Annotated in this window: 27 protein-coding genes; 10 read left to right on the plus strand and 17 right to left on the minus strand. The window is 67.0% G+C overall.

Annotated features, from left to right (window positions below):
• Positions 1-44: 44 nt before the first annotated feature.
• The 4 genes from ACEN9H_RS20240 to ACEN9H_RS20255 all read right to left on the minus strand — a co-directional run bounded on the left by ACEN9H_RS20240 (position 45) and on the right by ACEN9H_RS20255 (position 3,460).
• Entirely contained in the window at positions 45-836 is a 792-nt protein-coding gene (locus ACEN9H_RS20240; RefSeq protein ID WP_413671853.1) for a substrate-binding periplasmic protein, read from the minus strand.
• A gap of 84 nt (positions 837-920) precedes the next feature.
• Positions 921-1,850, minus strand: coding sequence for a hypothetical protein (locus ACEN9H_RS20245; RefSeq protein ID WP_413671854.1), 930 nt, complete (start codon positions 1,848-1,850; stop codon positions 921-923).
• A 151-nt stretch (positions 1,851-2,001) separates the two neighbouring features.
• The gene (locus ACEN9H_RS20250; RefSeq protein WP_413671855.1) at positions 2,002-3,177 is read right to left on the minus strand and encodes a GGDEF domain-containing protein; all 1,176 of its coding nucleotides are present in this window, start codon (positions 3,175-3,177) and stop codon (positions 2,002-2,004) included.
• Positions 3,178-3,184: 7 nt separating this feature from the next.
• Complete coding sequence (locus tag ACEN9H_RS20255; protein WP_371762526.1) at positions 3,185-3,460, minus strand: hypothetical protein; 276 nt, start codon at positions 3,458-3,460, stop codon at positions 3,185-3,187.
• A 77-nt stretch (positions 3,461-3,537) separates the two neighbouring features.
• On the opposite strand from ACEN9H_RS20255, the gene ACEN9H_RS20260 reads away from it, so the two are divergent.
• The 3 genes from ACEN9H_RS20260 to ACEN9H_RS20270 all read left to right on the plus strand — a co-directional run bounded on the left by ACEN9H_RS20260 (position 3,538) and on the right by ACEN9H_RS20270 (position 7,589).
• The gene (locus ACEN9H_RS20260; RefSeq protein ID WP_413671856.1) at positions 3,538-4,317 is read left to right on the plus strand and encodes a fused MFS/spermidine synthase; all 780 of its coding nucleotides are present in this window, start codon (positions 3,538-3,540) and stop codon (positions 4,315-4,317) included.
• Positions 4,318-4,411: 94 nt separating this feature from the next.
• Positions 4,412-7,243 carry an EAL domain-containing protein gene (locus ACEN9H_RS20265; protein WP_413671857.1) on the plus strand — a complete coding sequence of 944 codons (2,832 nt, stop codon included), beginning with the start codon at positions 4,412-4,414 and terminating at the stop codon, positions 7,241-7,243.
• A gap of 127 nt (positions 7,244-7,370) precedes the next feature.
• A complete protein-coding gene (locus ACEN9H_RS20270) occupies positions 7,371-7,589 on the plus strand; it encodes a hypothetical protein (RefSeq protein ID WP_056127824.1) in 219 nt (72 codons plus the stop codon).
• Here the strand turns inward: ACEN9H_RS20270 and ACEN9H_RS20275 are convergent.
• Entirely contained in the window at positions 7,586-7,951 is a 366-nt protein-coding gene (locus tag ACEN9H_RS20275; protein WP_413671858.1) for a hypothetical protein, read from the minus strand. The two genes, ACEN9H_RS20270 and ACEN9H_RS20275, sit on opposite strands and share 4 nt — an antisense overlap.
• 69 nt (positions 7,952-8,020) lie before the next feature.
• Positions 8,021-8,158: a hypothetical protein gene (locus tag ACEN9H_RS20280; RefSeq protein WP_181158819.1), complete on the minus strand. Its 138-nt coding sequence runs from the start codon at positions 8,156-8,158 to the stop codon at positions 8,021-8,023.
• A 160-nt stretch (positions 8,159-8,318) separates the two neighbouring features.
• Between ACEN9H_RS20280 and ACEN9H_RS20285 the strand changes: the two genes are divergently transcribed.
• Positions 8,319-8,525, plus strand: a complete 207-nt coding sequence (locus tag ACEN9H_RS20285) for a hypothetical protein (protein ID WP_413671859.1) — start codon at positions 8,319-8,321, stop codon at positions 8,523-8,525.
• Between the two features lie 75 nt (positions 8,526-8,600).
• Here the strand turns inward: ACEN9H_RS20285 and ACEN9H_RS20290 are convergent, their stop codons facing one another.
• The gene (locus ACEN9H_RS20290; protein WP_200949089.1) at positions 8,601-8,762 is read right to left on the minus strand and encodes a hypothetical protein; all 162 of its coding nucleotides are present in this window, start codon (positions 8,760-8,762) and stop codon (positions 8,601-8,603) included.
• Positions 8,763-8,784: 22 nt separating this feature from the next.
• The gene (locus tag ACEN9H_RS20295) at positions 8,785-8,964 is read right to left on the minus strand and encodes a hypothetical protein (protein WP_413342671.1); all 180 of its coding nucleotides are present in this window, start codon (positions 8,962-8,964) and stop codon (positions 8,785-8,787) included.
• A gap of 106 nt (positions 8,965-9,070) precedes the next feature.
• Here ACEN9H_RS20295 and ACEN9H_RS20300 point away from each other — a divergent pair, with 106 nt between their 5' ends.
• The gene (locus tag ACEN9H_RS20300) at positions 9,071-9,964 is read left to right on the plus strand and encodes an alpha/beta hydrolase (protein WP_413671860.1); all 894 of its coding nucleotides are present in this window, start codon (positions 9,071-9,073) and stop codon (positions 9,962-9,964) included.
• A 409-nt stretch (positions 9,965-10,373) separates the two neighbouring features.
• Here ACEN9H_RS20300 and ACEN9H_RS20305 read toward each other — a convergent pair whose 3' ends face one another.
• The 3 genes from ACEN9H_RS20305 to ACEN9H_RS20315 all read right to left on the minus strand — a co-directional run bounded on the left by ACEN9H_RS20305 (position 10,374) and on the right by ACEN9H_RS20315 (position 11,575).
• Entirely contained in the window at positions 10,374-10,640 is a 267-nt protein-coding gene (locus ACEN9H_RS20305; protein ID WP_056127812.1) for a hypothetical protein, read from the minus strand.
• Positions 10,641-10,756: 116 nt separating this feature from the next.
• The gene (locus tag ACEN9H_RS20310; RefSeq protein WP_056127809.1) at positions 10,757-11,005 is read right to left on the minus strand and encodes a hypothetical protein; all 249 of its coding nucleotides are present in this window, start codon (positions 11,003-11,005) and stop codon (positions 10,757-10,759) included.
• Between the two features lie 270 nt (positions 11,006-11,275).
• Positions 11,276-11,575, minus strand: coding sequence for a 2Fe-2S iron-sulfur cluster-binding protein (locus ACEN9H_RS20315; protein WP_413671861.1), 300 nt, complete (start codon positions 11,573-11,575; stop codon positions 11,276-11,278).
• A gap of 105 nt (positions 11,576-11,680) precedes the next feature.
• Between ACEN9H_RS20315 and ACEN9H_RS20320 the strand changes: the two genes are divergently transcribed.
• The 3 genes from ACEN9H_RS20320 (at position 11,681) to ACEN9H_RS20330 (ending at position 15,684) form a co-directional block, all read left to right on the plus strand.
• Positions 11,681-12,664, plus strand: coding sequence for a L,D-transpeptidase family protein (locus ACEN9H_RS20320; protein WP_413671862.1), 984 nt, complete (start codon positions 11,681-11,683; stop codon positions 12,662-12,664).
• Positions 12,665-12,685: 21 nt separating this feature from the next.
• Positions 12,686-13,396, plus strand: a complete 711-nt coding sequence (locus tag ACEN9H_RS20325; RefSeq protein ID WP_413671863.1) for a M23 family metallopeptidase — start codon at positions 12,686-12,688, stop codon at positions 13,394-13,396.
• 65 nt (positions 13,397-13,461) lie between these two features.
• The gene (locus ACEN9H_RS20330) at positions 13,462-15,684 is read left to right on the plus strand and encodes an alpha-galactosidase (RefSeq protein WP_413671864.1); all 2,223 of its coding nucleotides are present in this window, start codon (positions 13,462-13,464) and stop codon (positions 15,682-15,684) included.
• A gap of 12 nt (positions 15,685-15,696) precedes the next feature.
• Here ACEN9H_RS20330 and ACEN9H_RS20335 read toward each other — a convergent pair whose 3' ends face one another.
• The 5 genes from ACEN9H_RS20335 to ACEN9H_RS20355 form a co-directional block, all read right to left on the minus strand.
• Positions 15,697-17,463, minus strand: coding sequence for a M4 family metallopeptidase (locus tag ACEN9H_RS20335; protein WP_413671865.1), 1,767 nt, complete (start codon positions 17,461-17,463; stop codon positions 15,697-15,699).
• A gap of 159 nt (positions 17,464-17,622) precedes the next feature.
• Positions 17,623-18,198, minus strand: a complete 576-nt coding sequence (locus ACEN9H_RS20340; protein WP_156404038.1) for a hypothetical protein — start codon at positions 18,196-18,198, stop codon at positions 17,623-17,625.
• 9 nt (positions 18,199-18,207) lie between these two features.
• Positions 18,208-19,392 (minus strand): zinc-dependent alcohol dehydrogenase, encoded by a 1,185-nt coding sequence (locus ACEN9H_RS20345; protein ID WP_036234285.1) that lies wholly within the window; start codon positions 19,390-19,392, stop codon positions 18,208-18,210.
• A gap of 299 nt (positions 19,393-19,691) precedes the next feature.
• Positions 19,692-20,561, minus strand: a complete 870-nt coding sequence (locus tag ACEN9H_RS20350) for a neutral zinc metallopeptidase (protein WP_413671866.1) — start codon at positions 20,559-20,561, stop codon at positions 19,692-19,694.
• A 36-nt stretch (positions 20,562-20,597) separates the two neighbouring features.
• The gene (locus ACEN9H_RS20355) at positions 20,598-20,780 is read right to left on the minus strand and encodes a hypothetical protein (protein WP_056128436.1); all 183 of its coding nucleotides are present in this window, start codon (positions 20,778-20,780) and stop codon (positions 20,598-20,600) included.
• A 195-nt stretch (positions 20,781-20,975) separates the two neighbouring features.
• On the opposite strand from ACEN9H_RS20355, the gene ACEN9H_RS20360 reads away from it, so the two are divergent.
• Together ACEN9H_RS20360 and ACEN9H_RS20365 are read left to right on the plus strand one after the other, a co-directional pair.
• Positions 20,976-21,941, plus strand: a complete 966-nt coding sequence (locus ACEN9H_RS20360; protein ID WP_413671867.1) for a methyltransferase — start codon at positions 20,976-20,978, stop codon at positions 21,939-21,941.
• Between the two features lie 112 nt (positions 21,942-22,053).
• Entirely contained in the window at positions 22,054-23,049 is a 996-nt protein-coding gene (locus ACEN9H_RS20365) for an SLAC1 anion channel family protein (RefSeq protein WP_413671868.1), read from the plus strand.
• A gap of 113 nt (positions 23,050-23,162) precedes the next feature.
• Here ACEN9H_RS20365 and ACEN9H_RS20370 read toward each other — a convergent pair whose 3' ends face one another.
• Positions 23,163-23,891, minus strand: coding sequence for a helix-turn-helix transcriptional regulator (locus ACEN9H_RS20370; protein WP_413671869.1), 729 nt, complete (start codon positions 23,889-23,891; stop codon positions 23,163-23,165).
• Positions 23,892-23,939 lie beyond the last annotated feature (48 nt).

Genomic DNA, 23,939 nt, shown 5'->3' on the forward strand with positions numbered 1-23,939 from the left:
GTACGAGTCCCCCCGGGCGGCGCGCGCCGGTGGACGCCAGCGGATTAATGACCGCCTCCCGGATGGCCGGTCAGCTCGCGCTCGCGGCGGCGGTAGGCGGGGCTCGTGCGCACGTCCTCGATCGTCTTCCAGATGCGTTCCGCGAGGTCCGGCTGCTGCGCGACGAAGGCGTGCGACAGCAGCAGGTAGTACGGCTTTTCGATCAGCGGCACGGGCAGCATTTCGATCTGCGAGGCGTACGCCGACCGCATCAGCCGCATCGCGTCGCCGCCGCCGAGGGCCGCCGCCACGAGGCGGCCGGCCAGCATCTTCTGCACCAGTTCGTCGGCCTGCTGGCTGCCCTCGTCCACGGTCACGTTCCGGGCACGCAGGAAGTCGCCGATGGAGTAGCCGAGCTGGAAGCCGATGCGGCCGTCCACGTTGGCGAAACGCTTGCCGTCCCAGTCGACCTTGCCGCCCTTGCGCCGCACCAGGACGTAGCGGTCGACGTGCATGCGCCGGGCCGGATCGGCCTCGCCATCGCCGCCTTTCACGCCGGGATACGCGCCGAGCGCCAGGCGCTCGCGGCTGAAGCTGACGGCGAAGGCGCCGTTGACCTGGTTCGCCTTGACCTGCGCGAGACAGCGCTTCCAGGGCATGCTCTGGTAATCGAGCGTGAGCCCGAGGCGCCGCGCCACTTCGGCCAGCAGCTCGAAATTCAGGCCGCCGCCGTCCAGGGTGCGCCACGGCAGCACTTCCTGGCGCTCGAAGCACAGCGACACGGTGCCCGCCGCGAACGACGGCGCGCCGGCGAGCAAACAGCAGGCGATCGATCCGTGGCGAAGGAAGCGCAGCATGGCGTAGGTAGGGCGGCAGCGGCAATAATGATTAAAAACAGACAACAGTATGCCAGACCTTGCCGACAAAACCTACGTGGACCGTCAAGCCGCCAGCGCGGCGCGGCCGTGGCGCAACTCGGCCAGCACGCCGGCGCGCAGCCCGGTCTTCGGCACCTCCAGCTCCTCGATCTCCAGCTCTTCCATGAGGCCCAGCAGGATGGCCAGCGCGGCCGTCACGTCGCGCAGGCGCAGGTGACCGAGGCCGGCCAGCGCTGCCCCGCCGCCGCCCTGGTCGAGCGCGCGTGACGCGAGCGACTCGAGCCGGGTGCGCGTGATGGGACCGGCCAGGTCGTTGTCGGCCAGCAGCCGCGCCAGGGTGTGGATGGTGCCGGAGGCGCCGCACGCCCGATCGCGGCGGCCGGGGCCGAACGCGGGCGTCTCGTCGCCCAGCTTGGCGCGCGTGGATGCGATCGCGGCCGCGAACGACACCGCGTCGATGCGTCCGCCGCTGAAGAACGTGAGCGCCAGGCGCGATGTGCCCAGGCCCAGCGACGCCACCTTCTGCACGTGGCGTCCGGTGCCCAGCGCGAGCTGGGTCGAGCCGCCGCCGATGCCCAGCACCAGCGTGCGCGTGTCCGGCTCGTGCGTCGCGCCGTCGGCCACGCCGAGATAGGTCAGGACGGCCTCCTGCTCGCCGGTCAGCACGTGCACCGGATGGCCGAGCAGCTGCTGCGCGGCCGGCAGGAACAGGTGGCTGTTGCGGGCCATGCGCAGGGTCGACGTGGCGACCACGCGCACGGCGGCCAGCGCATGGTCGGACAGGCGCGCGCGGATCGTGCGCAGGCAGTCGAAGGCGCTGTCCATCGCCTCGGGGCTCAGGCAGCCCTGCGCGTCCAGCGCGGCGGCCAGGCGCAGCGGCGCATGGAAACTGTCGAGGGGACGCAGCGCGCCGTCCTCGACGACGCCGACGAGCAGGCGGAAACTGTCCGAGCCAAGGACGAGTGCGGCGTGAATGGGAGGTGTGGTGCTCATGCAGACTCCGAAGTCGAAAACGGCGCCACGATAGCGGGGCTGGATGACGGATCGATGACAGGAGCATCGTTGATCACATCATCATAAGCCATGCGCGCCCAAGGCGCCATGGCGGACACGGGTGTTCGTACGCGCCCCGGCGCGGGGGCGTTCATTCTTCTTCCACCGGCGCCAGTACGGCTGCCGCCACTTCGACCCGGTTGCGCCCCGCCTTCTTGGCCACCCGCAACGCCTCGTCGGCGCGGGCCAGCAAGGTGACGGTGCTGTCGTCGGGGCGGATCGTCGTGACGCCGAAGCTGGCCGTCAATGAAATCATCGCGCGCTCCGTCTTGACGCGCTCCGCTTCGATCGCGGCGCGCATGCGCTCGGCGACCATCGCCGCATCGTCCAGGTTCGTGCGCGGCAGCAGGATCGCGAATTCCACGCCCACCAGGCGGCCCAGCAGGTCGCTGTCGCGCAACTGGCGCTTGCACGTATTGATCAGGTGCGCGAGCACGACGTCGCCGGCCGGGTGGCCGTAGCCGTCGTTGATGCGTTTAAACTGGTCGAGGTCGAACACGACGAGGGCGGTCGGCTGGCCGGGCCGGCGCGCCAGCGCCATCCATGGGGCCAGGGCCTGGAAGAAGCCGCGCCGGTTCGGCACGTCGGTGAGCGGGTCGTTGATTTCCAGGCGCGCCAGCTCGGCCTGTTCGCGCTCGCGGCCCAGCAGCAGCCAGCCGAAGCCGCCGACGAGGGCCAGCAGATACAGGGCGCCCGAGTGCAGCTGGCGCAGGATGTCGCTCGTCATCCAGCCCCAGCCCGCGGGCGCCAGCAGCACGAGCGCGCCGCGCGCGCCGACGACGACGGCCAGCACGGTCGTCGCCAGCGCGAGGAAGCGCTGCAGCATCGATGCGGCCGCCCAGCCGCGCGCCAGCGCCGCCGCGAGCGACAAATAAAAGCCGCCGAGGACCAGCGACGCGGCCACGGCGCGCAGGCCGATCGGGTCGATCAGCCAGCACAGCAGGAAGGCGGCGACGGCCAGTCCCAGCGCGGGGAGCGTGGCGCGGCGCCAGCGCAGCCGGCCGGCGCGTTCCCATGCCGCGCCGGATTCCCAGGCCACGCCGGCGAACACGAGGACGTAGGCGATGGGCAGCGCGAGGCCTTCCGGCACGACGCCCGCCGCGCCGATGGCCAGCAGCAGCCAGCCGGCGCCCTGGTACAGGCGCGACCAGCCCCACGTCGGTACGGCCGGACGGCCGGCATGGCCGGATTGTTCGAAGAAAAACAGGGTGGCGCACAGGGCCAGGTTGCCGAGTGCCAGTGCCAGGACCATCGTGGTGGCATCCATCGTCACCTCAGCATTCGTGCACGACCGCGGTCGTGCCGTCGCCGACGCGGCTGGACCAGGCACGCGTCCAGTACTCCCGTTCGGCCTCGGTGGGCGGTTCGTGCCAGAACACGATCAGGGTCCCTTTATGGTCGTGGATCTGGGTCAGCTTTTCGACGAAACCCGGGTTGCCGTCCACGTCCGCCAGCGCCATCGCATATCCATAGACGCGATCCAGGCGCTCGATGCGGTCCGGTTCGGTCTGGCTGTTGGTGGCGGTAATGGTGGGGTGGTCCAGGAACATGAGGTCTCCGCGTGGGCTGCAACGGCCAGCTTATCAGAAACCTATCGACCGCAACAAGTTCACCTATACTTGGCGGCATGCCTCACAACAGCCCCACCCCGCCGCTCGTACGTACGCACCGGGGCCGCCGGACGCTCGAATTCGTCCCCGGCGACATCCAGAGCGAGATGCTGCTGGCCCGGCCCGACGCCCTCGTGCTGGCCTATTTGCGCGCCATGATGGGTTTTGTCCTGTTCGCGCCGGCTCCCATCCGCATCGTGATGGTCGGGCTCGGCGGCGGCTCGCTGGCCAAGTTCTGCCACCGCCATTTTCCCGACGCGCACATCACCGTCATCGAACTCCGCGCCGACGTGATCGCCCTGCGCGACGCCTTCCACGTGCCGCCCGACAGCGCGCGCTTCGCGGTCGTCCATGCCGACGCGGCCGAGTGGCTGGCCGCGCATCCCGGCTCGGCCGATGTACTTCTGGTCGATGGCTTCGACGCGCGCGGGCTGCCGCCCAGGCTGGCCGACACGCCCTTTTATACGGACTGCCGGCGCGCGCTGCGGCCCGGCGGCGTGCTCGTGGCCAATGTCTTCACGTACGATCCGCGCTACCCGGACGTGATGGACGCGCTGGATACCGTGTTCGCCGGCCACACCTGCTGGTTCGACAAGGTCGCGGGCAATAACCGCATCGTGTATGCGTTGCACGCCCCCGCGGATGCCGCCCTGCGCCGCATGACGGTGCTGCGGCGCCGGCGCGGGCTCGGCCTCGGATTATTGAATCGGCTAGCCATTCGATTCATCCTTGCCTGGATCGCATCGCGATCTGTTTTGGCCCTACCACACCTTCGCGCTACGCGGTCCCGCTTGTGACAATTTGTTTGCGGAAACTAGAGTTTCTGTGACAAACTGATGCCTCTTCATGCCTTAGGGCAAGCTCTCATCTTTCATGCATAGGGAACCCTGGATGTCGCGTCGTCGACTGCCGTTTTCGCTCACGCTCGCAGCAGGCCTCACGCTGGCCGGTGGCCTGGCCGCAACCGCGGTGCTGACGGTTGCCGTCAGCCGTCTCGAATACGACAACAAGGCGCTGGCCTTCGAACAGGGGACCGGTGTGCGCGTGGCCGCCCTGCGCCAGGGCATGGACGATGCAGTCGAAGTCCTGAACGTGACCAACCAGCTGTTCACGACCGTGCAGCCGGTCACGCGCGCGCAATTCCACGATTTCACGACGCCGCTGCTGCAGCGTAATCCATACATCCGCGCCTTCAATTTCCACCGCGTCGTGGACGCCGCCGACCGCGCCGCGTTCGAAGCGGACCTGCGCCAGTTCCAGCCCGACCTCGTGGTGCGCGAGATGCGCGGCCCCGCGCGGGTGGCGGCGCCGGCGCGCGAACGCTACCACGTCGTCGACTATCTCGAACCCATGCAGGGCAACGAGGCGGCCCTCGGCCTGGACGTCAGCCAGAACCATCAGGTCATGGACGCCCTCGGGCGCGCGCAGGCGAGCGGCCGCGCCGCCCTCACCAGCCTGCTGCAGATCGCCCAGGCACCCGGCGCCCCCAGTTTCGAAGTGCTGATGCCCGTGTACGCCCGCGGCGGCCGCCTGCTGGGCGACACCGCCGCCGTGGTCTCCGTGCCGACCCTTGCCAATGCCACGCTGGCCAGGGCCGGCCTGCTGGACGACCACAGCATCCAGTTGAAATTCTATGCCGGCGGCCGCGCCGATCCGGCCCACCTCGCCTATGCGAGCCGCGCCGTGACGTCGTCCGAAGCGCCCGTCCCGCTGATGTCGGGCGGCTACACGGGCCGCGCCTTGAACACCTTCACGGTGGGCGGCCAGTCGTGGACCGTGGAAGCCATCGCCGCGCCCAGCCCGTGGCTGGCCGACCATCTCGGCTCGACCCTGCTGCTGACCGGCGGCGTACTGTCGACCCTGCTCCTGTGCGCCTTCGTGCAGGCGGCCGGCGAGCGCGCGCGCAAGGTGCAGGAACTGGTGCGCGAGCGCACCGCCGACCTGAAGCTGACGAACCAGCGCCTGATCGACGACGTCCTCGCGCGCAAGCGCACAGAAAAAGCGCTGCAGGAAAGCGAGCAGCGCTTCCGCCAGCTCGTCGCCATGTCGTCCGACTGGTATTGGGAACAGGACGAGGAATTCCGATTTACCCACGTCACTGGCGACTTCACGGAAAAATCCGGCATCACCACCGAGCGCGTGCTCGGCCGCCGCCGCTGGGACTACGTGCCGGCGCTGACGGACACCGAGCTGGGCCGCGACCACGTCGCCACCCTGGAAGCGCACGAACCCTTCCGCAACCTCGAATACCGCGTCGTCGACGACAACGGCGAGGAGCGCTGGTTCTGCATCAACGGCCAGCCGACGTTCGACGAGACGGGCCGCTTCACCGGCTACCGCGGCACCGGCAGCGACATCACGGCGCGCAAGGTCACCGAGCAGCGCGTGCACCACGTGGCCCAGCACGACGTGCTGACGGGCCTGCCCAACCGCTCGCTGCTGCAGGACCGCCTGGGCCAGGCCGTCGCGTACGCCACCCGCAGCGGCCACCAGGTGTGGGTGATGCTGATCGACCTTGACCGATTCAAGTACGTCAACGACAGCATGGGCCACAAGGCCGGCGACGTCCTGCTGATGACGGTCGCGGCGCGCCTGCGCTCGTCGCTGCGCGACACGGATACCGTCGCGCGCCTGTCCGGCGACGAATTCGTCGTGATCCTGTCCGAGCACCACGACCAGCCGCTCACGCCGGACATCGTACAGCGCGTCATGGATTCCGTCGCGCAGCCCGTCATGCTGGGCACCAAGGAGTTCTTCGTCACCTGCAGCATCGGCGTGGCCGCGTTCCCGAGCGACGGCACGCCGTCCGAGAACCTGATCGAGCACGCGGACATCGCCATGTACCGCGCCAAGAAACTGGGCCGCAACAACTTCCAGTTCTACACGCCGGCCATGAACGAGGAATCGCTGGAGCGCGTGCGCATCGAGAGCGCGCTGCGCAATGCCCTCGAACGCAACGAATTCGTGCTGCACTACCAGCCGCAGGTCGACCTGCAGACGGGCCGCATCGTCGGCATGGAAGCGCTGATCCGCTGGAAGCATCCGGAACTGGGCATGGTGCCGCCGTCGCGCTTCATCGGCATCGCCGAGGACACGGGCCTGATCGTGCCGATCGGCGCCTGGGTGATGCGCACCGCGTGCGCCCAGAACAAGGCCTGGCACGATGCGGGCCTGGGCAAGCTGCGCGTGGCCGTGAACCTGTCGGCGCGCCAGTTCGGCGCGGCCGACCTGCTGCCGGGCATCGAGGCCGTGTTGGGCGACACGGGCCTGGATCCGTCCTGCCTCGAACTGGAACTGACGGAAAGCCTGTTCATGAGCGACGTCACGCCGGCGGTGGAATTGCTGCACCGCATGAAATCGCTGGGCGTGAACCTGTCGATCGACGATTTCGGCACGGGCTACTCCAGCTTCTCGTACCTGTCGCGCTTCCCGATCGACGTGCTGAAGATCGACCGCTCGTTCGTCAACGACATCACGCACGACGCCAACGATGCCGCCATCGTCGCCTCGATCATCGCGCTGGCGCACAACCTGCGCCTGTCCGTGATCGCCGAGGGTGTCGAAACGGCCGAACAACTCGATTACCTGCGCCACCAGGGCTGCGACGAAATGCAGGGATATTACTTCTCGAAGCCGCTCCCGGCCCATGAATTCGAGCAATTGCTGCGCCAGCGGCGCGGCCTGACGGCCCCGGAAGACGAGCCGCAGACGGCCGCCGCCTGAAGAAATCTCGAATCCGCTTTAAGTTTGGATTACAAGTGCGATATTTCGTGCAATTTCCTGTGGCTTAATCAATATCGTTCTCATACAATACTCCGTGATTCTTTGGCAATACACTCACCGAGCATTGATGATGATGACTGAACTGAATATCGACACCGCCGCGGCCACCCTGGCGGAACGCAGGCCGCGCACCGACATGCGCACGCGCGACCTCGTCAACCAGGCCGTCGCGTCCGTTCCCACGCTGGGGCTGCAGCGCGCCGCGGAATTCCTCGCGGCGATGGGCGTGCCGGCGGAGATCGCGGTGCGGGCACTGGTGTACCCGAACCGCCGCCGGACGAATTAATTTTGCTGTGATGCGATGTCGGCCAGGGATTCGCGTCCTCGTGCCGTCAATTCGAACCCGCCCTCCGCCCGCGCCGCAATGTGCGACTTGCGGCTGAGGAACTGGACGACGTCGTCATCCACATTCGCCGCCGGGTCCGACTCGAGCGCGCGCAGCGCCTGCACGCAGCGGCGCAGGAACAGCAGTTCCGTCCCCTGCGGCGTCAACGCCAGGTTCCCGTTCTTCGCATACTGGATCAGCTTCAGGCCCGACAGGCGCTTCGCGTTGCGCCCGACACAGGCATTGACGCGGTCGTTCTTCGCGCCGCGCCGGATGAATTCGAGCGCATCGTATTCGTCGCCCGTCAGTTTCAGATTCTTCATTACCACTTTCCAAGAGAACAAGCCCGCCATGGTAACGGCGACGGGCCGTCCCGGCAACCTGTCTGGCCGTCAGCGCAACGCCCGCACGGCGGCCCAGACGAGGCCCGCACCCGCCAGCACACCCAGCGCCACGGCCGCGTGCATCTTGTGCGACCCCAGCAGCGGGCCGCGGCCCAGCGGAATCTTGTTGTACAAGGTGGTGCTCATGCTTTTCTCCTCCGAAAATCGTTGGCCTTCGCGCCTATTATTAAAAAGTTCCTGCAAGATATATGTGCGCCACCGTACACAAGCGGCGATCCTATTGCGCGCCGGGGCCGGACGTGGACTGTTAGTATTGCGCCAACACGACAACGCAATGGAGCACACCATGAGAACCGACATTCCGAAACCGGATCCGGGCGCCGACGCCCCGCCGAACATGCACGAAGCGGACATCGGCAGCGGGGAGCGCTCGCCCGGCCAGCATGAAACGGACGAGATGATCCGCGACATTCCCAAGCGCGGCAGCGACGAGGGAGATAAACGGGACGCCGGCCAGGCCGGCAGCCAGCAATCGACGTCGAACAAGACCTGAACCTCGGGCCTGAACCTCTCGTGACAAAGGATGGGGCGACGCGACGGTCCGCCCCATCCTCTTCCCTTCACCTACTCATTCCGCCTTGATGGGCGGTTCCGGCGCGTCCGGCTCCTTCACCGGTGCGCGCGCCGGCGCCGGCACGTCGTCCGGATCCGGACTCGGCTGGGGCGGCGGCAGCTCCGGGTCGGGCGTCGTGGGGTCCGGCGTGGAATGTGCGTATTCCGGCAAACTCATCGATTTTCTCCGGCGTACAGGCTCAACGGCCTTCTTTCTGCTTGGCGCCGCCGCCCGCCCCCTTGTCCTTGCCGGCCTTCACGGTCGACATGTGGTCGTGGCTGCTTTTCTCCTTGACGCCCGCCTTCTGTTTCTGGACGTCTTCCTCGGACTGGTTACCGGACTGCTTGTTCTGGCTACCTGTGGATTTCGATTGGGTCATGATGATCTCCCTATGGTTGCGGTTGACGTTGTGTGCAGCCTAGCATGGAAGATCGCGGCGGGTTTTCAATCGTGCGGGCCGCATCCGCTTTGCTATAGTCGAGCCCATGACACGCCTCGCCGCCCTCGCGCTCACTCTCGCCATGACCTCTACCGTGCACGCCGCCCCGATGACGCTGGACGACTACCTGGCCCTGTCCGGCCCCGCGCCCGCCGCCACCCTGCGCTACGGCGCCGCGCCGTCGCAGTACGCCGAACTGTTCCTGCCGTCCGGCACGGGGCCGTTCCCCGTGGCCGTGCTCGTGCACGGCGGCTGCTGGACGAAGGAATTCGGCGGCATCACGCAGCTGCGCAACATGGCGGGGGCGCTGGCGGCGCGCGGCATCGCCGTCTGGAACGTGGAATACCGCCGCGTCGACGAGGCCGGCGGCGGCTACCCGGGCACCTACCAGGACATGAATGCCGCCCTCGACCTGCTCGCGCGCACCGCCAGGGAACATCCGCTCGACCTCGGCCGCCTCGTGGCCGTCGGGCACTCCGCCGGGGGCCAGCTCGTGCAATGGCTGGCGGCGCGGCCCCGCATCCCCGCGTCGAGCCCGCTGTACCGCAAGGACATCGTGCCCGTGCGCCAGGTCATCAGCCTGGGCGGCCTGGCCGACCTGCGGCGCGAGGCCGCGCTGCTGAAGACGAGTTGCGGCCGCGAGACCGTCGAACTGGCCGGCACGCCGAGCACGGACCGGCCGGACGTGTTTTCCGACACGAACGCAGGCGACCTGATGCCGAACGGCAGCCACACGATCCTCGTCACCGGCGAGCTGGACACGATCTCGCCCCCGCGGGTCGCGCACGATTTCGCCGCCCGTGCGCGGGCGGCCGGCGACAGCGCGGAGGTCGTGATTCTGCCGGGCGCCAGCCATTACGACGAGGTGGCGGCGACATCGGGATCGTGGCCGCGCGTGCTGCGGGCGATCGAGTCGGCGCTGGGCCTGGACGCGCGTTGACGGGGCTTGGAGCGCCTGACGAAGCTTCTCCAAGTCGCTTTAAGAGATGAGTGAGCGGGCGGGCGAGATGGCCGTCATCTTAACGCTCGGACTTCTGCGCTCTTGCTCCACGCAGGCCGACGACAACTGCCTAGGGCGCGCTCAACTTCAACCGTTTCAATACTTCGAGAACAATTTCGGGGTCTGGCGCCATGCTTGTGCAACGACACTTATGGGGACATAGGACACAACGGACCTGGTTGCCCGCCTCGGACGCTGGCGAGATGCCCAGAATTTACGATCTGGTCGATGGCTTGTTCGACGGATGTTTTGGCTGCGCATTCAATCGGTCGACGCAACTCAACGTACGGCCGTTCTGCACTTGATTAACTGAGGTATTGTGGAGCGTGCTACTGATTTGCTATCTCATTTATGCGGACAAGCCTTTTTGCAACAACTGTGTAACGAGTTCATTCAATTCGACGCCGCGCTCTTTGCTCAAAGTCTGCAACTGCTTGACTAGGTCGCTGTTGAGCTTGACGGCAAACGGCACCAGACCCAGCGCGCGCTCACGTTCGCGTTGTTCGCGACGGTCGGGCATCGCTGCCGACGCTCCTACACCGTATGTTGCGCCTTTCGCACTCATTTGATTCATCAGTTTCTTCGCGTCGCTTTTTGCCAGGTCTGTCTTTTTCATTGCTTGCCTTTGGTTCGAGTAGACTGAGGCCGCATTTTACTCGCGAAAGGAGCGGGACAATGCGGCACCTGCACCGATGTGACTGCAACGTCCGTTTCTGGCCGAGCTACATGCGGCTACTGGCCCACACAAATAACTTTAGTTTCATACTGTTGGGCATTTTCTTTTTTCTTTGCGGCCCACGTGACCACTTCCTGAGCTTCAGCGGATGTCATGACAGTTGCTTTCTCTTTATTCTTAATAAATGACACGCCCTCGAACTTGCCTTCCTTGCTACGCATGACTCTGGCAAAAACGGGCGCCGCCTTACCGTCGTCAGTGCGCTTGTTTTGCTGGACGAGGTAACGCTGGTCGATTGTTTCCATGATAAGACTCCATACTTGCAGACGAAATCAGCATTCTACGGCGCGTGAAGCGCCACCAGGAAAACATGGCGGGAGCAATGATCATTCTTGCCAGGATGACGCCGGTTGCTGAACGTCAGGACTCAACCGAAAGCGTACCTGTTCGCGGCTTTCGCCGCTCTCAGGTTTTCGATGCGCTTCCGTGGGTATGATCCTGCCTATAACGCACGCCACAAGTGCGGTCGTGAGGTTGTTGCCACCGAAGCAAGTCAGCGGCTATGCCACGGGCTCTTACTCGGGAAACACGATCTTCTTCGCCAGCCGCTGGTCGACCACGAGATCTTCCTGCGCGACGGCAACGCACGGCAGGATATAGCCCTCGCGTTTTTCGTCGAGGGACAGCCCCGGCCATTCCACGAGATAGCGCACCGTGCCACCTGCCAGGCGGCAGATGCACGTGCGGCACGTGCCGTTGCGGCAGGAACTGGGCAGGTCGATGCCGGCCTGTTCGGCGGCGTGCAGCACCGTCGTCTCCGTGTCGGTGTCGAAGGACCAGCCGGACGGCTGCAGGGTGATGGTCAACATGGTCATGCGGCGGATTGTACCTCCGGCCTGACGGGCCTGGGTTCGTTCCCGCACAGAGCCCCGTCTTGCGCGGCACTAACCTGAAGCCAACGCAATTTCAGGCAGGACACCATGTTGAAAACGACCCGCATCCCCCTTTTGATCGCCCTGCTGGCCGGCCTCGCCGGTCCGGCGGGCGCCGCGCAACCGCAGGCGCAGCCGGCCGCCGCTATGCCAGCCGCGCAGCCCGCCCCGGCCACCGCACGGGCGACCGAGTTCGAGCGCCTGCTGCGCGCGCAGGTGCTGCTCGACCGCGCCCACTTCTCGCCCGGCGAAATCGACGGCGCCTACGGCTCCAACATGCGCCAGGCGCTGGCCGGTTTCCAGAAGGCGCGCGGTCTCGATCCGACCGGCAAGCTCGACGACGCCACGTGGAACGCGCTGAACACCGACCCGACGCCGACCCTGCTGACCTACACGCTGGCCGACACCGACGTCGCGGGCCCGTTCCAGCGCGTGCCGGACGACATGATGGAAAAGGCCAAGCTGCCCACGCTCGGCTACGCCACGCCGGCGGAAGGTCTCGGCGAGAAATTCCACGCGAGCCCGGCGCTGCTGGAAAAGCTCAACCCCGGCAAGGACCTGGGCCGCGCCGGCGAGCAGATCGTCGTGCCGAACGTCGTCGGCACCCCGGCGCTGGCGCCGGCCGCGCGCGTCGTCGTGTCGAAGGAAGGCCGCATCCTGCAGCTGCAGGACGCGGCGGGGACCGTGCTGGCCCAGTATCCCGTGTCGAGCGGCAGCGAACACGATCCTCTGCCGATCGGCGACTGGAAGATCGAGGGCGTGCACCGCAACCCCACATACCACTACAACCCGAAACTGTTCTGGGACGCCAAGCCGGGCGACAAGAAAACGACCGTCGCGGCGGGCCCCAACAACCCGGTCGGCGTCGTGTGGATCGACCTGACCAAGCCGCATTACGGCATCCACGGCACGCCGGTGCCGGCCTCGGTGGGCAAGAGCGAATCGCACGGCTGCATCCGCTTGACGAACTGGAGCGCATCGGAGGTGGCGGGACTCGTCCAGGCGGGCACGGAGGTCGTACTGCAAGACTAAAACGAAGCAAAGGAGACGACGATGAGATGGTTGATGACCTTCCTGCTCGGCGTGCTGGTGGGCGCCGGCGGCCTGTTCGTCTGGCTGCGCCAGATGCCCCACGCCCCCGCCACCCCACCGGCCGTGGCCGCGAACACGGGCGCCCTGCCCGCGCCACCGCCGCCATCGAGCGGCATCGACGGCAAGCTGCCGCCGGCGCCGCAGGTCATGCCCGACCTCACGGAACTCGACCTGCCGCTGCGTCCCGCCGCCTCGGACACGCCCGTCGCGGCAGCGGGCACGGCGCCCGCGCCGTCCGTCCCGCCGGGCAAGCTGCTCGTACCCGTCGACGGCATGCCGTTCTCCAAGCTTGCCGACACCTACGACCAGCCGCGCGGCACCGAACGCCACCATGAAGCGCTGGACATCATGGCGCCGAAAGGCACGAAGGTGGTCGCGGTGGCGGACGGCAAGATCGTGAAGCTGTTCACGAGCAAGCCGGGCGGGCTGACCGTGTACCAGTTCGATCCGGCCGAAAAATATGCCTATTACTATGCGCACCTGGACCGCTATGCGGACGGCCTGCAGGAAGGCGCGCAGGTCAAGCGCGGCGACCTGATCGGCTATGTGGGCGCGACCGGGAATGCCGATCCGAACGCGCCGCACTTGCACTTCGCCGTGTTCGAACTGACGCCCGAGAAGCAGTGGTGGAAAGGGACGCCGGTGAATCCGTATCCGTTGCTGCAGCCCTGAAGTTTCTGCTCGGCTACTCCTCAGCCATTGCGATAATATGAACAAAATCGCTGCCTGAGGGGACTATGAAGAACATCGATCGACGCCGTCGCACCGTATGCATGGGCATGCTGGGCGGACTTGCCGGACTGACCATGGGCAATGCCGCCCGGGCGCGTCCCACCATCGACGACGCGGCGCGCGTCTTCCGGCTCGACGGCGGCGCCGTCACCTACGCGTTCGGCGTCAACCCGGATGGCCGCCTGCAGACCATGTACTGGGGCAGCGCACTGTCCCCGGACGATCCGCTGCCGGCGCCGGCACCGGTCGCCGAGAACTCCAGCAACGAAACGTCGATCACCGTCACGCCGTTCGAGTATCCCGGCTTCGGCGCGGGCCTGACGGTGGAGCCGGCCCTGAAGGTCACCTTTCCCGACGGCGTGCGCGACCTGGACCTGCGCTACGTGGGCCACCAGCTCGACGGCGACCGCATCCTGGTCAGGCTCAAGGACGTCAGTCGCGCCGTCCACGTCACGCTCGCCTATGCGATGGAAGCCGCAACCGGGATCCTGACGCGCAGTGCCGTGGTCGAGAACCGGACGAACGGCTGGATCCAGGTCGACCAGATGGCCGCGGCCAGCATCAACCTGCCGTACGCCGACGATTACCGGCTGTCGTACCTGACCGGACGCTGGGCCGGCGAGTTCGCGCTGCAAACCCGCCCGGTCGGTCCCGGCGCGACGGTGATCGAGAGCCGCAAGGGCGTGACGTCGCACCAGGCCAACCCGTGGATCGCGCTGAGCCGGGCCATGACCGAAGAGGAGTCCGGTCCCGTGTGGTTCGGCGCACTGGGCTGGAGCGGCGCGTGGCGCATCGGTGTCGACATGGATGCGCTTGGCGGCGTCCGCATGACGGCCGGCTACAACCCCTTCGATTTCGCCTATCGGCTCAAGCCCGGCGAACGCCTCTCCTCGCCCGTGTTCCATGCCGGGTATTCCGGCGAAGGGTTCGGCGGCGCGTCGCGCCTGTTCCATCGCTACCAGCGCACGCGCATCCTGCCGGGCGCGCCGGCGCTCCGTCCGCGGCCCGTTCTCTACAATTCGTGGGAGGCGACCGAGTTCGCCGTCGACGAAGCGGGCCAGATGGCGCTCGCGGAGAAGGCCGCCGGCCTCGGCATCGAACGCTTCGTCGTCGACGACGGCTGGTTCGGCGCGCGCAACAGTTCGAAAGCGGGGCTGGGCGACTGGGTCGTCAACACCAAGAAATTCCCGAGCGGGCTGACGCCACTGATCAAACGCGTCAACGACCTGGACATGGAATTCGGGCTGTGGGTCGAACCGGAGATGGTCAATCCGGACAGCGATTTGTACCGGGCCCACCCCGATTGGGTCATCCACTTTCCGGGACGCACGCGCTCCGAAGCCCGCGACCAGCTGGTGCTCAACCTGGCGCGCAAGGACGTGTACGACCACCTTCTAACGGTATTGGACAGGCTGCTCGGCGCGAACAACATCGCGTTTCTGAAGTGGGACCATAACCGCGCCTGGTCCGAACCGGGCTGGCCGCAGGTGCCGCCCGCGGACCAGCAACGCCTGTACGTGACGTACGTGGACAATCTCTACAAGCTGCTCGGCGAACTGCGCCGGCGCCACCCGAAGGTCGAGATCGAATCGTGCGCCAGCGGCGGCGGCCGTGTCGATCTCGGCATCATGGCCCTGACCGACGAGGTCTGGGTGTCGGATAACACCGATCCGTACGACAGGCTGTTGATACAGGATGGCTTCAGCCAGGCCTATGCGCCGGCGATCATGATGGCCTGGGTCACCGACTCGCCCAACTGGGTCAACAAGCGCGCCACCTCGCTGGAATACCGGTTCCTGTCGTCCATGCAGGGCGCGCTCGGGATCGGCGCGAACCTGAACCACTGGAGCGCGAACGACTTCACGCAAGCGAAGCGCCTTATCGCCGAGTACAAGCGTATTCGGGTGACCGTCCAACAAGGCAATTTGTACCGCTTGATCTCGCCGCAGGGCGGCTCGGCACGGTCGGCGACGCTGTCGGTCGCACAGGACGGCAATCAGGCCGTCCTCTTCGCCTTCCTGCATTCCGGCGGCATGCGCAATCCGGCACCCCATATCCAGTTGCGCGGACTCGATCCACGGAAGACGTATGCGCTGCGCACCATTGCAGGGGGCGTGGCGCCGCGCACACCGAAACAGGCGAGCGGCGCATACTGGATGGGACAAGGGATCCAGCCCAACCTCGTCGGCGACTTCCAGGCCGCGGCCATTGTCCTGGAAGCCGCCTGACGAGGTGCGTCTTTACTGCCCCGGCGGCTCATCCACGTCCGCGCCCACGTTGATCGCGGCATACGCCCGCTGCACGGCAATCAGCTCGCGGCTGCTCTTGCCGTACAGCTCGCCTGCAGCCTCGATCATCTTGGCGCGCGCATCCGCGTAATTGGTGCTCGACGTGAACTTGGTCGTGTTCGCCTTGAACCAGATCCGGTAGGCCTTGTCGAGCCCGATGCCCGTCATCGCGGCCGGCGTCTTGACGAGGTATTTGCTGTAATAATCGCCGGCCTTGTCCGCGCTGGAGCCTTGCGCGAGGAAGTAGAACATGCGGTTGTTCGGGCCGCTGCTGTAGTGCACGTCAAGGCGCTTGATCGAGCTGCTCCAGGCGTCCGGGCTGCTGCCGTCCTTGCTGGGGCGGTACATCCAGCGCAGCGGCGTGCCCGACTTGCTGATCTCCTTGCCCAGCACCCAGTCGTTGCCCGTGAGCGGGACGGTGTCGCCCTTGCCGCCCCCGCGCGCATACGCTTCGACGGCCTCGCCGTTGATGTCCGACGACGATTCGTTCAGTCCGCCCGATTCTCCCGCATACGTCAGGTTCGACGTGGCGGCCGTCACGCCATGGCCCATCTCGTGGCCGATCACGTCGATCGAGCCCAGGCTGTTGAAGCTGGAGCCGTCGCCGATGAACATGCAGCGGCACGTGTCGCTGTAATACGCGTTGTCGTACGCGGTGTTGACGTGTGCCGCGATGTACGTGGCCGTATTGTGCCCGTCCAGCGACAACCAGTTGAACACGTTCTTCATCGTGTCGTACGTGTTCATCAGGCCCCACATCGCGTTCACGGCGGCCGTCTGGCCGTTCGCGTTCGTCGTCGAGCCGCCGTTCACGTACTGCTTGCCGTCGCCCCATGTGTTCGTATCATTGACGTAGACGCTGCCCGCGCTCGTGCCATGGTTCGCGTTGGTGATCGCCATCGCGCCGAACGTGCCGCCCGTGCCGCGGGTGTCGTCGATCATCCTGTACTTGCCCTCGGCGAGCGTCGTGTTGACGGGCACATCGCCGTTGTACTGGCTGTGGCCCACGCCGACCACCGTCTGCAGCATGTTCCACTGGGCGAGGATGGCGCCGTCGCGCGCGCTCACGATGGTGTCGTGGTACACGGGCTTGTCGCCGGCGACCATGCGCGTGTGCACGAGGTAGGCGAGTTCGTAGTGATCGACGACTTCCTGCACGTCGAGCGCGTTGAGCTCCTGTTCCTGCTTGTCGCGCGCGTCCGGCACGCGTTCCGTGCGCATCGCGGGCCAGATGATCAGCTCCGCGCTGGGCGGCGTCTCGTGGCGCGCCGAGGCGCCCAGCGAAGCCAGCGCCGCATCGATCGCGGCCTTCGACGAGATCGCCGGCACGACGCTGAAATCCGAACCCGGCCCGGCGGTGTCGGCCTTCACGAAGTTGGCGCGCTGCTCGGAATCCGATTCGGACAGGATCTTGCCGTTGGCATCCAGGACAAGCACGGATTCGAAGCCGAAGATGCGCACGTTCTTGTACGTGTGGGCCACGCGCGCGACCTGCGTGCCCTGCGTGCCGGGATGCCGCGCGACGATCGCATAACCGTGGCGCGCATCCTGCCCGCGCGCGGCGCGGCGCGCGTCCAGCTGGGCCAGCAATGCCGCGTCCAGCTGCGGGGACGCGGCAACCGCCGGGCTCATCGTGCCGGGGCCGGCCGCGCCCGCGGGCACGACGACCGCCAGTGACAGGGCGCCGAACGACGCCAGCAACATCTTGCGCTTGTTCATGAGATTTCCTTTCATTGAGCGGGCACACCGATGCAGTGTGGCCGAGCTCGCTTAAAGGAATTTGCTCAAGCGCAAAGAGCCCCACGGCGCCTTGCGGCTGCCGTGAGGCGGATGAAAAGGTGCGGATGATGGTGCGCCCAGGCGCACCTCACGGGACGCTCAGCGCTCGCGCCGGCGCATCAGGTACACGGCCGTGCCGACGACGGCACCGGCCAGCACCGCCTTCTTCACGAGGCCGGCCCGGTTGTGCTCCCACTCGGCCTTGATGCCCATTTCGCCCAGCACGTTCGGCACCTTGCCGTGGGCGAGGTCCTCGCCGATGCCCTCGACGACGTTCACGCGGTCCGCCGCGAGCAGCAGGAGCCAATGGCGCAGGTCGTTTTCCGACCATTTGAACGCGAGGCGGCGCATCATGCCGGACAGGCCTTTCGGCGGCTGCGCGGTGCCGAAGATCGGCGTAATGCCGGGCCGTTCGGTCGACACGAGGACCTCGACGTCTTCCGGCTGCTGCGGCAGCTTGCCCTCGTGCGGGTGGATGAAGCGCGCGGGCATGCGCTCCATCGGCACGGCCGGGCGGTTCTTGCGGTCGAGGTCGGCGCCCCAGCCTTCGATGTGCGACAACTCCTCGCGGCTCGGGCGACGCGGGCCGTCGGCCATGTCGCCCTGCAGCGGATGCGCATGCACGTGGCCCGCGTCGTCGTGGTGCGGATGATCGTGGTGATGATTGTGTTCCATGACGTCTCCTCAATGCAAAGCGGTGGCCTTCACGGCCTGGACCTCGCGCGCGGACGGCGGGATCAGGACGGGCTTGATGCAGTTGTCGAGCTTGCTCGAGAAGATGTGGTACGCGTCCGCCACCTCTTCCAGCGGCACCCGGTGCGTGATGATTTCCTTCGGATTCAGGCGGCCTTCGCGGATGTGTTCGATCAGGCGCGGCAGGTGGCGTTTCACGCTGGCCTGGTTGGCGCGGATCGTCAGGCCCTTGTTCACCACGTTGCCGATAGGGACCGCGTTGAACGTCGGGCCATACACGCCCACGATCGACACGTTGCCGCCCTTGCGCACGCTGTTGATGGCCCAGTGCAGCACGGTCGAGGCGCCGGCCTGCATCTTCATCAGGCGGCCCGTCAACGTCTGCGCGATGGAACCGGCCGCATCGCCGCCCACGCAATCGATGGTGACGTCCGCGCCCATCCAGTCGGTCATCTTCTTGATGTGTTCCGCCATGTCGTTCACTTCGCGGAAGTTCACGACCTCGCATTGGGCAAAGCGCTTGACGAATTCCAGGCGGTACTCGACCTCGTCCACGACGATCACCCTGCCCGCGCCCATCAGCCATGCGGCTTTCGCGGCGAAGATGCCGACCGGGCCGGCGCCGAAGACGACCACCGTGTCGCCTTCCTGGATGTCGCCCATCTCGGCGGCCTGGTAGCCCGTCGGGAGGGCGTCGGTCAGCAGCACGGCGTCGTCCAGGTGCAGGTCGTCGGGGATCGGATACGGGCCCACGTCGGCCATCGGCACGCGCACGTACTCGGCCTGGCCGCCGTCGTAGCCGCCCGCCGTGTGCGAATAACCGTAGATGCCGCCGACGGCCGTCGCTTCCGGATTCGTGTTGTGGCAATTGCCGAAGAGTTCGCGCTGGCAGAAGAAACAAGACCCGCAGAACAGGTTGAACGGCACCAGGACCCGGTCGCCGGCCTTCAGCGTCTGCACGTCGCGGCCCACGTCCACGACTTCGCCGACGAATTCATGGCCGAACGTATGGCCCACGCGCGTGTCGGGCACCATGCCGTGGTAAAGGTGCAGGTCGGACCCGCAGATGCAGGAGCGCAGCACGCGCACGATGGCGTCGCCCGGGTGTTCGATGACGGGATCGGGCTTGTAATCGGCGCGGACGCGATACGGTCCCCGGTAATTCATTGCCAGCATAATTCCTCCTCATGGATGACGGCCCGCCGTAACGGACGAGCGCTTGACAACAAGGTATGTCAAAACGCTAAGAAAGGCGATAGGCGCACGGAAACGAACACGGGTTTCGGAACGCTTTTTTTGAAGAGCCGTAGGGCTTTGTTTTTAAAAGGAAATAGCCGCACAACCGTCGTCCCCGCGAAGGCGGGGATCCAGTTTGCACGCAGCTCGGCGACGCATGAGAACTTGGATTCCCGCCTGCGCGGGAAGTCGTTTCCGGCAATGCCGGGAACGACGATTCGGACGCAAGTGGTGAACGTTTAAAGCTGGCGCGCCTCGAACGTATTGCACTGCTCGACGGAGCCCGTCTCCAGGCCGCGCTTGAACCAGCGCACGCGCTGCGCCGACGTGCCGTGCGTGAACGAATCCGGCACGACCTCGCCGCGCGACTGGCGCTGCAGCGCGTCGTCGCCGATGGCGCTCGCCGCGTTCAGCGCGGACTCGATGTCGCCCTGTTCGATGATCTGCTTGGCCTGGTTGGTGTGGTAGGCCCACACGCCCGCGAAGCAGTCGGCCTGCAGTTCCAGCCGCACGGACGCGGCGTTGGCTTCCCGTTCCGACAGGTGCTGGCGCGCGCTGTCGACCTTGCCCGAGATGCCCAGCAGGTTCTGCACGTGGTGGCCGACCTCGTGCGCGATCACGTACGCCTGCGTGAATTCGCCGCCCACCTTGAAGCGCTGCTGCATCATGCGGAAGAACGTCAGGTCGATGTAGACCTTGCGGTCGGCCGGGCAATAGAACGGCCCGACGGCGGACTGGCCCGTGCCGCAGCCGCCGGTCGGCGTGCGGCCCGAGTACAGCACGAGATGCGGCGGCGAATACGTTGCGCCGTTGGCGCGGAAGATCTGCGTCCACGTGTCTTCGGTGTAGCCGAGCACGGTGCGCACGAACTGCGTCTCGCGGTCGTTCGCGGGCGGATGCGCCGGCGCCTGCTGGACCTGGGCCGGCGAGCCGCCCGACAGCAGGCTCAGGATCGTGGACGGCGACACGCCGAAGAACCACGAACCGATCAGCGCCACGACGATCGTGCCGATGCCGACGGTCCCGCCGCCGATGCCGAATCCGCCGCCGCCCCCACCGCCGCGGCGGTCCTCGATGTTGTCGCTTTGCCTGTCGCCTTCCCAACGCATGATGTTCTCCTTGCCTGTTGTCGAGCCGGAGGACCGTCAGCGTTCCCTGGCACGCCTGATCTTCACCGACCCCATGTTTTCGCGCGCATCCTTGAGGCGGAACTCGTCGTCCACCGCCAGGCCGGCGCGTTCTTCGTCGTGCAGCACGCGTTCGTGGCGTTCCCGTTGGACTTCACGCTCCAGTCGCTCGCGAAGGGTTACGTCCGGCGTCGTCTTCATGGTCATCCTCGTCTGTAGGGCCACGCGTCCTGCATCAGCCCGTCCATTGTGCATACGGCGCGCGGCCGCATCTGTTCGAACTTTCACATAAGCCGCATCATGCCATATGGCAGACCCGGGGTGGATGACAGCCTGTCCACGTCTCCGTGCGCTCCCGTACGGACGCGCGCGCGGGCGACGCGCATGCTTGCGCGCATGACCCCGACCGCCCCCACCTTCGCCCACCACGACGCGCTGGCCGCGCTCGGCCGCAGTCTACAGGCCACGGGCTACCGTTTCGTGACCGTCACCCCCGCCACGCACCGCCGGGTCAACAATCGTCCGGAAAATGCTTGGGCGCACGACCTGCGCGGCGTGTTCGGCTGGAGCCGGCCATACCGCGCGGACGTGCTGCCCGAGCCCATGGCCGGCCAGCTGCGCGCGGCCGGCCTGGCGGTCCCGGAGGGCGCGGACGGCTGGCGTGCCGGCGTGCGCGCCTCGACCATCGGCGACCACCTGTACTTTCATTCGGCCTGGCCCACCTCCGACGAGGACGCCGTGTTCTTCGGTCCCGACACGTACCGCTACACGAGCGCCCTCAAGCGCGTCCTCGGTGCGCCCGGGGGCTTGCGCCGTGCGGTGCGGCGCGCCGTCGACATCGGGGCCGGCGCCGGTCCGGGCGCGATCGAACTGGCGCTGCGCTGTCCCGACGCCACCGTCTACGCGGCCGACATCAACCCGGCCGCGCTGGCGCTCGCGGAGGTCAACGCGGGCCTGAACGGGGCGCATAACGTCGTGCCCTGCCGCAGCGACCTGCTCGACGGGATCGAAGGCGGCTTCGATCTCATCATGTCGAACCCGCCGTACATCCTCGACCCGGACGAGCTGACGTACCGCCACGGCGGCGGCACGCACGGCGCCGAACTGTCGATCCGCATCGTGAACGCGGCGCTGGACCGGCTGCATCCCGGCGGCAGCCTGCTGCTGTACACGGGCGTGGCCATCGTCGACGGTGCCGACCCGTTCCTCGCCGCCATCCGCGAACGCCTCGATGCCGACACGGACGGTTGGTCGTACGAGGAACTCGATCCCGACGTCTTCGGCGGCCAGCTCGGCTGCGAAGGCTACGAACAGGTGGAGCGCATCGCGGCCGTGTGGCTGCACGCCATCCGCCGCGGGTAAGGTCCTGCACGGTCGAGACGATCGGGCAAAACGCTGCCGCATCCGGGCATGGCCGCCCGCGCGCCGCGCCCCCAGAATGGCTTCCATGCAGCGCCCTTACAAGGAGACGATCATGGAAGCCGCACGTCCCGCCGTCGCCGCCCCCGCGGCATCGACCACCCTCTCGTACCTGCCCGTCGGCCTGTTCGGCGCCGTGATGGGTCTCACCGGCCTGGCCGTCGCCTGGCGCGTCGCGCACCAGGCGTACGGCGCGCCGGCCGTCGTCGGCCAGGCCATTGGCGCCCTCGCCATCGTCACCTTCGCCGTGCTGGCCATCGCCTACGGCATCAAGGCCGCCGCCGGCTGGTCCACGGTGCGCGCCGAGTTCTCCCATCCGGTCGGGGGCAATCTGTTCGGCACGCCCCTCATCAGCCTCCTGCTGCTGCCGTTCCTGCTGGCCGACGTCAGCCTGGGCTTGGCCCGCCTCGCTTGGGTGCTGGGCGCCGTCGGGATGACCGTGTTCGCGTGGGCCATCGTCACCCGCTGGCTGTCCGTGCGCCATACCCCGGCCCAGGTGGCGCCGGCGTGGATCGTGCCGGTCGTGGGCATGCTCGACATCCCGCTGGCCGCGCCCGTGCTGCGCTGGGACGGCCTGCATGGCGTGATGGTGTTCGGCCTCGCCGTCGGCCTGTTCTTCGCGCTGCCGCTGCTGGCGATGCTGCTATCGCGCCTCATCACGGAAGACCCGCTGCCGCCCGCGCTGCAGCCGTCGCTGCTGATCCTGCTGGCGCCGTTCGCGGTGGGCTACTCGGCCTACACGACCACGTTCGGCCACGTCGACGCGTTCGCGCAAGGTCTCGTCATGATCATGCTGTTCCTGCTGCCGGTGCTGCTGGCGCGCCTCGTGCACCTGCCGGCCTGCTCGCCGTTCCGCGTCGCGTGGTGGGCCGCCAGCTTCCCGCTCGCCGCGGCGGCCGTGACCGCGCTGCGTTACGCGGCGGTGGCAGACAGCCCGGTGATGGATGGCATTGCATTGCTCATCCTCGGCATCGCCACGCTTGTCATCGCGGTGTTCGCAGCGCAGACGCTGGCCGGCATCGTGCGGGGCCGACTGCGTGAACTATCATGAATACTCGTCGTCCCCGGACTAGGCGTCCCCCTTGGCGGGGACCCAAGTCGCACGCATTGTCGTAGCGCATGCAAAATTAGGTTCCCGCCTCCGCGGGAACGACGGGCAGCCTGCTAGATCGTCACCAGGCCGTTTTTCATCGCCATCGCGGCCGCGTGGCCGCGCGTCGAGACGTTCAGCTTGGCCATGAAGTTGCGCACATGGACCTTGACCGTCCACGGGCTGATGCCGAGGATGGTGCCGATCGCCTCGTTGGTCTTGCCGACGCAGACCAGTTGCAGGACTTCGCGCTCGCGCGACGACAGCTCGACCTCCTGCGCGCGGACCTTGAGCCGGTAGTGCGTGCGCAGCGCGGCGTGCAGGTGCGGCACGATGAGCTGGAGCAGCCGCATCTTTTCTTCCCCGCCGTCCGCCACGCCCGCGAAGCAAAAGTAACTGGTCGCGCCGCCGTGCAGGTCCTTGACGCCGTGGGCCATCATGTTGCGCATGTCGTGCCGGCGGAACGACGCGAGCCACGCGGCATCTTCCGGCCCGACGAATGCGGCGCGCGCGGCCTCGTCGAAATAGACGGGCGCGTCATCCATCAGCCAGCGGCGGATCACGGGACTCGCGATGCGGCCGCGCCCGTCGACGATGCCGTCGACGAACTCACTGGGAAAGCCGGCATCGACGACGTCCAGCACGGCCACCGGGGCGACCGTTGCGATGCCGCACACGAAGCGCTCGTGCGGCAATATCCGTTGCAGCAGCGGATACACGTCGTCCATGAAGCCCCTGCGCGAGGCGATGCCCTGGCAGGCGGAGAACAGGGCGAGGATGCGATGTTCGATGGGTGAGTTCATGGGCGCAAGGATGCGCCAGCGCGATCCGGCGCGCATGCCACATCCGTG

Source organism: Massilia cellulosiltytica, from assembly GCF_047325105.1.
GTDB classification, from domain to species: domain Bacteria; phylum Pseudomonadota; class Gammaproteobacteria; order Burkholderiales; family Burkholderiaceae_D; genus Telluria; species Telluria orientalis.

What these genes read in the sequence shown, in the direction of transcription:
- ACEN9H_RS20365 (WP_413671868.1), top strand. Translation starts at nt 22,054, where the DNA reads ATGGAAGCCGCACGTCCCGCCGTCGCCGCCCCCGCGGCATCGACCACC.
- ACEN9H_RS20305 (WP_056127812.1), bottom strand. Translation starts at nt 10,640, where the DNA reads ATGAAAAAGACAGACCTGGCAAAAAGCGACGCGAAGAAACTGATGAAT.
- ACEN9H_RS20260 (WP_413671856.1), top strand. Translation starts at nt 3,538, where the DNA reads ATGCCTCACAACAGCCCCACCCCGCCGCTCGTACGTACGCACCGGGGC.
- ACEN9H_RS20280 (WP_181158819.1), bottom strand. Translation starts at nt 8,158, where the DNA reads ATGAGCACCACCTTGTACAACAAGATTCCGCTGGGCCGCGGCCCGCTG.
- ACEN9H_RS20350 (WP_413671866.1), bottom strand. Translation starts at nt 20,561, where the DNA reads ATGCGTTGGGAAGGCGACAGGCAAAGCGACAACATCGAGGACCGCCGC.
- ACEN9H_RS20330 (WP_413671864.1), top strand. Translation starts at nt 13,462, where the DNA reads ATGAAGAACATCGATCGACGCCGTCGCACCGTATGCATGGGCATGCTG.
- ACEN9H_RS20360 (WP_413671867.1), top strand. Translation starts at nt 20,976, where the DNA reads ATGACCCCGACCGCCCCCACCTTCGCCCACCACGACGCGCTGGCCGCG.
- ACEN9H_RS20290 (WP_200949089.1), bottom strand. Translation starts at nt 8,762, where the DNA reads ATGAGTTTGCCGGAATACGCACATTCCACGCCGGACCCCACGACGCCC.
- ACEN9H_RS20345 (WP_036234285.1), bottom strand. Translation starts at nt 19,392, where the DNA reads ATGCTGGCAATGAATTACCGGGGACCGTATCGCGTCCGCGCCGATTAC.
- ACEN9H_RS20275 (WP_413671858.1), bottom strand. Translation starts at nt 7,951, where the DNA reads ATGAAGAATCTGAAACTGACGGGCGACGAATACGATGCGCTCGAATTC.
- ACEN9H_RS20270 (WP_056127824.1), top strand. Translation starts at nt 7,371, where the DNA reads ATGATGATGACTGAACTGAATATCGACACCGCCGCGGCCACCCTGGCG.
- ACEN9H_RS20240 (WP_413671853.1), bottom strand. Translation starts at nt 836, where the DNA reads ATGCTGCGCTTCCTTCGCCACGGATCGATCGCCTGCTGTTTGCTCGCC.
- ACEN9H_RS20285 (WP_413671859.1), top strand. Translation starts at nt 8,319, where the DNA reads ATGAGAACCGACATTCCGAAACCGGATCCGGGCGCCGACGCCCCGCCG.
- ACEN9H_RS20300 (WP_413671860.1), top strand. Translation starts at nt 9,071, where the DNA reads ATGACACGCCTCGCCGCCCTCGCGCTCACTCTCGCCATGACCTCTACC.
- ACEN9H_RS20250 (WP_413671855.1), bottom strand. Translation starts at nt 3,177, where the DNA reads ATGGATGCCACCACGATGGTCCTGGCACTGGCACTCGGCAACCTGGCC.
- ACEN9H_RS20355 (WP_056128436.1), bottom strand. Translation starts at nt 20,780, where the DNA reads ATGAAGACGACGCCGGACGTAACCCTTCGCGAGCGACTGGAGCGTGAA.
- ACEN9H_RS20310 (WP_056127809.1), bottom strand. Translation starts at nt 11,005, where the DNA reads ATGGAAACAATCGACCAGCGTTACCTCGTCCAGCAAAACAAGCGCACT.
- ACEN9H_RS20315 (WP_413671861.1), bottom strand. Translation starts at nt 11,575, where the DNA reads ATGACCATGTTGACCATCACCCTGCAGCCGTCCGGCTGGTCCTTCGAC.
- ACEN9H_RS20370 (WP_413671869.1), bottom strand. Translation starts at nt 23,891, where the DNA reads ATGAACTCACCCATCGAACATCGCATCCTCGCCCTGTTCTCCGCCTGC.
- ACEN9H_RS20295 (WP_413342671.1), bottom strand. Translation starts at nt 8,964, where the DNA reads ATGACCCAATCGAAATCCACAGGTAGCCAGAACAAGCAGTCCGGTAAC.
- ACEN9H_RS20265 (WP_413671857.1), top strand. Translation starts at nt 4,412, where the DNA reads ATGTCGCGTCGTCGACTGCCGTTTTCGCTCACGCTCGCAGCAGGCCTC.
- ACEN9H_RS20325 (WP_413671863.1), top strand. Translation starts at nt 12,686, where the DNA reads ATGAGATGGTTGATGACCTTCCTGCTCGGCGTGCTGGTGGGCGCCGGC.
- ACEN9H_RS20340 (WP_156404038.1), bottom strand. Translation starts at nt 18,198, where the DNA reads ATGGAACACAATCATCACCACGATCATCCGCACCACGACGACGCGGGC.
- ACEN9H_RS20245 (WP_413671854.1), bottom strand. Translation starts at nt 1,850, where the DNA reads ATGAGCACCACACCTCCCATTCACGCCGCACTCGTCCTTGGCTCGGAC.
- ACEN9H_RS20320 (WP_413671862.1), top strand. Translation starts at nt 11,681, where the DNA reads ATGTTGAAAACGACCCGCATCCCCCTTTTGATCGCCCTGCTGGCCGGC.
- ACEN9H_RS20255 (WP_371762526.1), bottom strand. Translation starts at nt 3,460, where the DNA reads ATGTTCCTGGACCACCCCACCATTACCGCCACCAACAGCCAGACCGAA.
- ACEN9H_RS20335 (WP_413671865.1), bottom strand. Translation starts at nt 17,463, where the DNA reads ATGAACAAGCGCAAGATGTTGCTGGCGTCGTTCGGCGCCCTGTCACTG.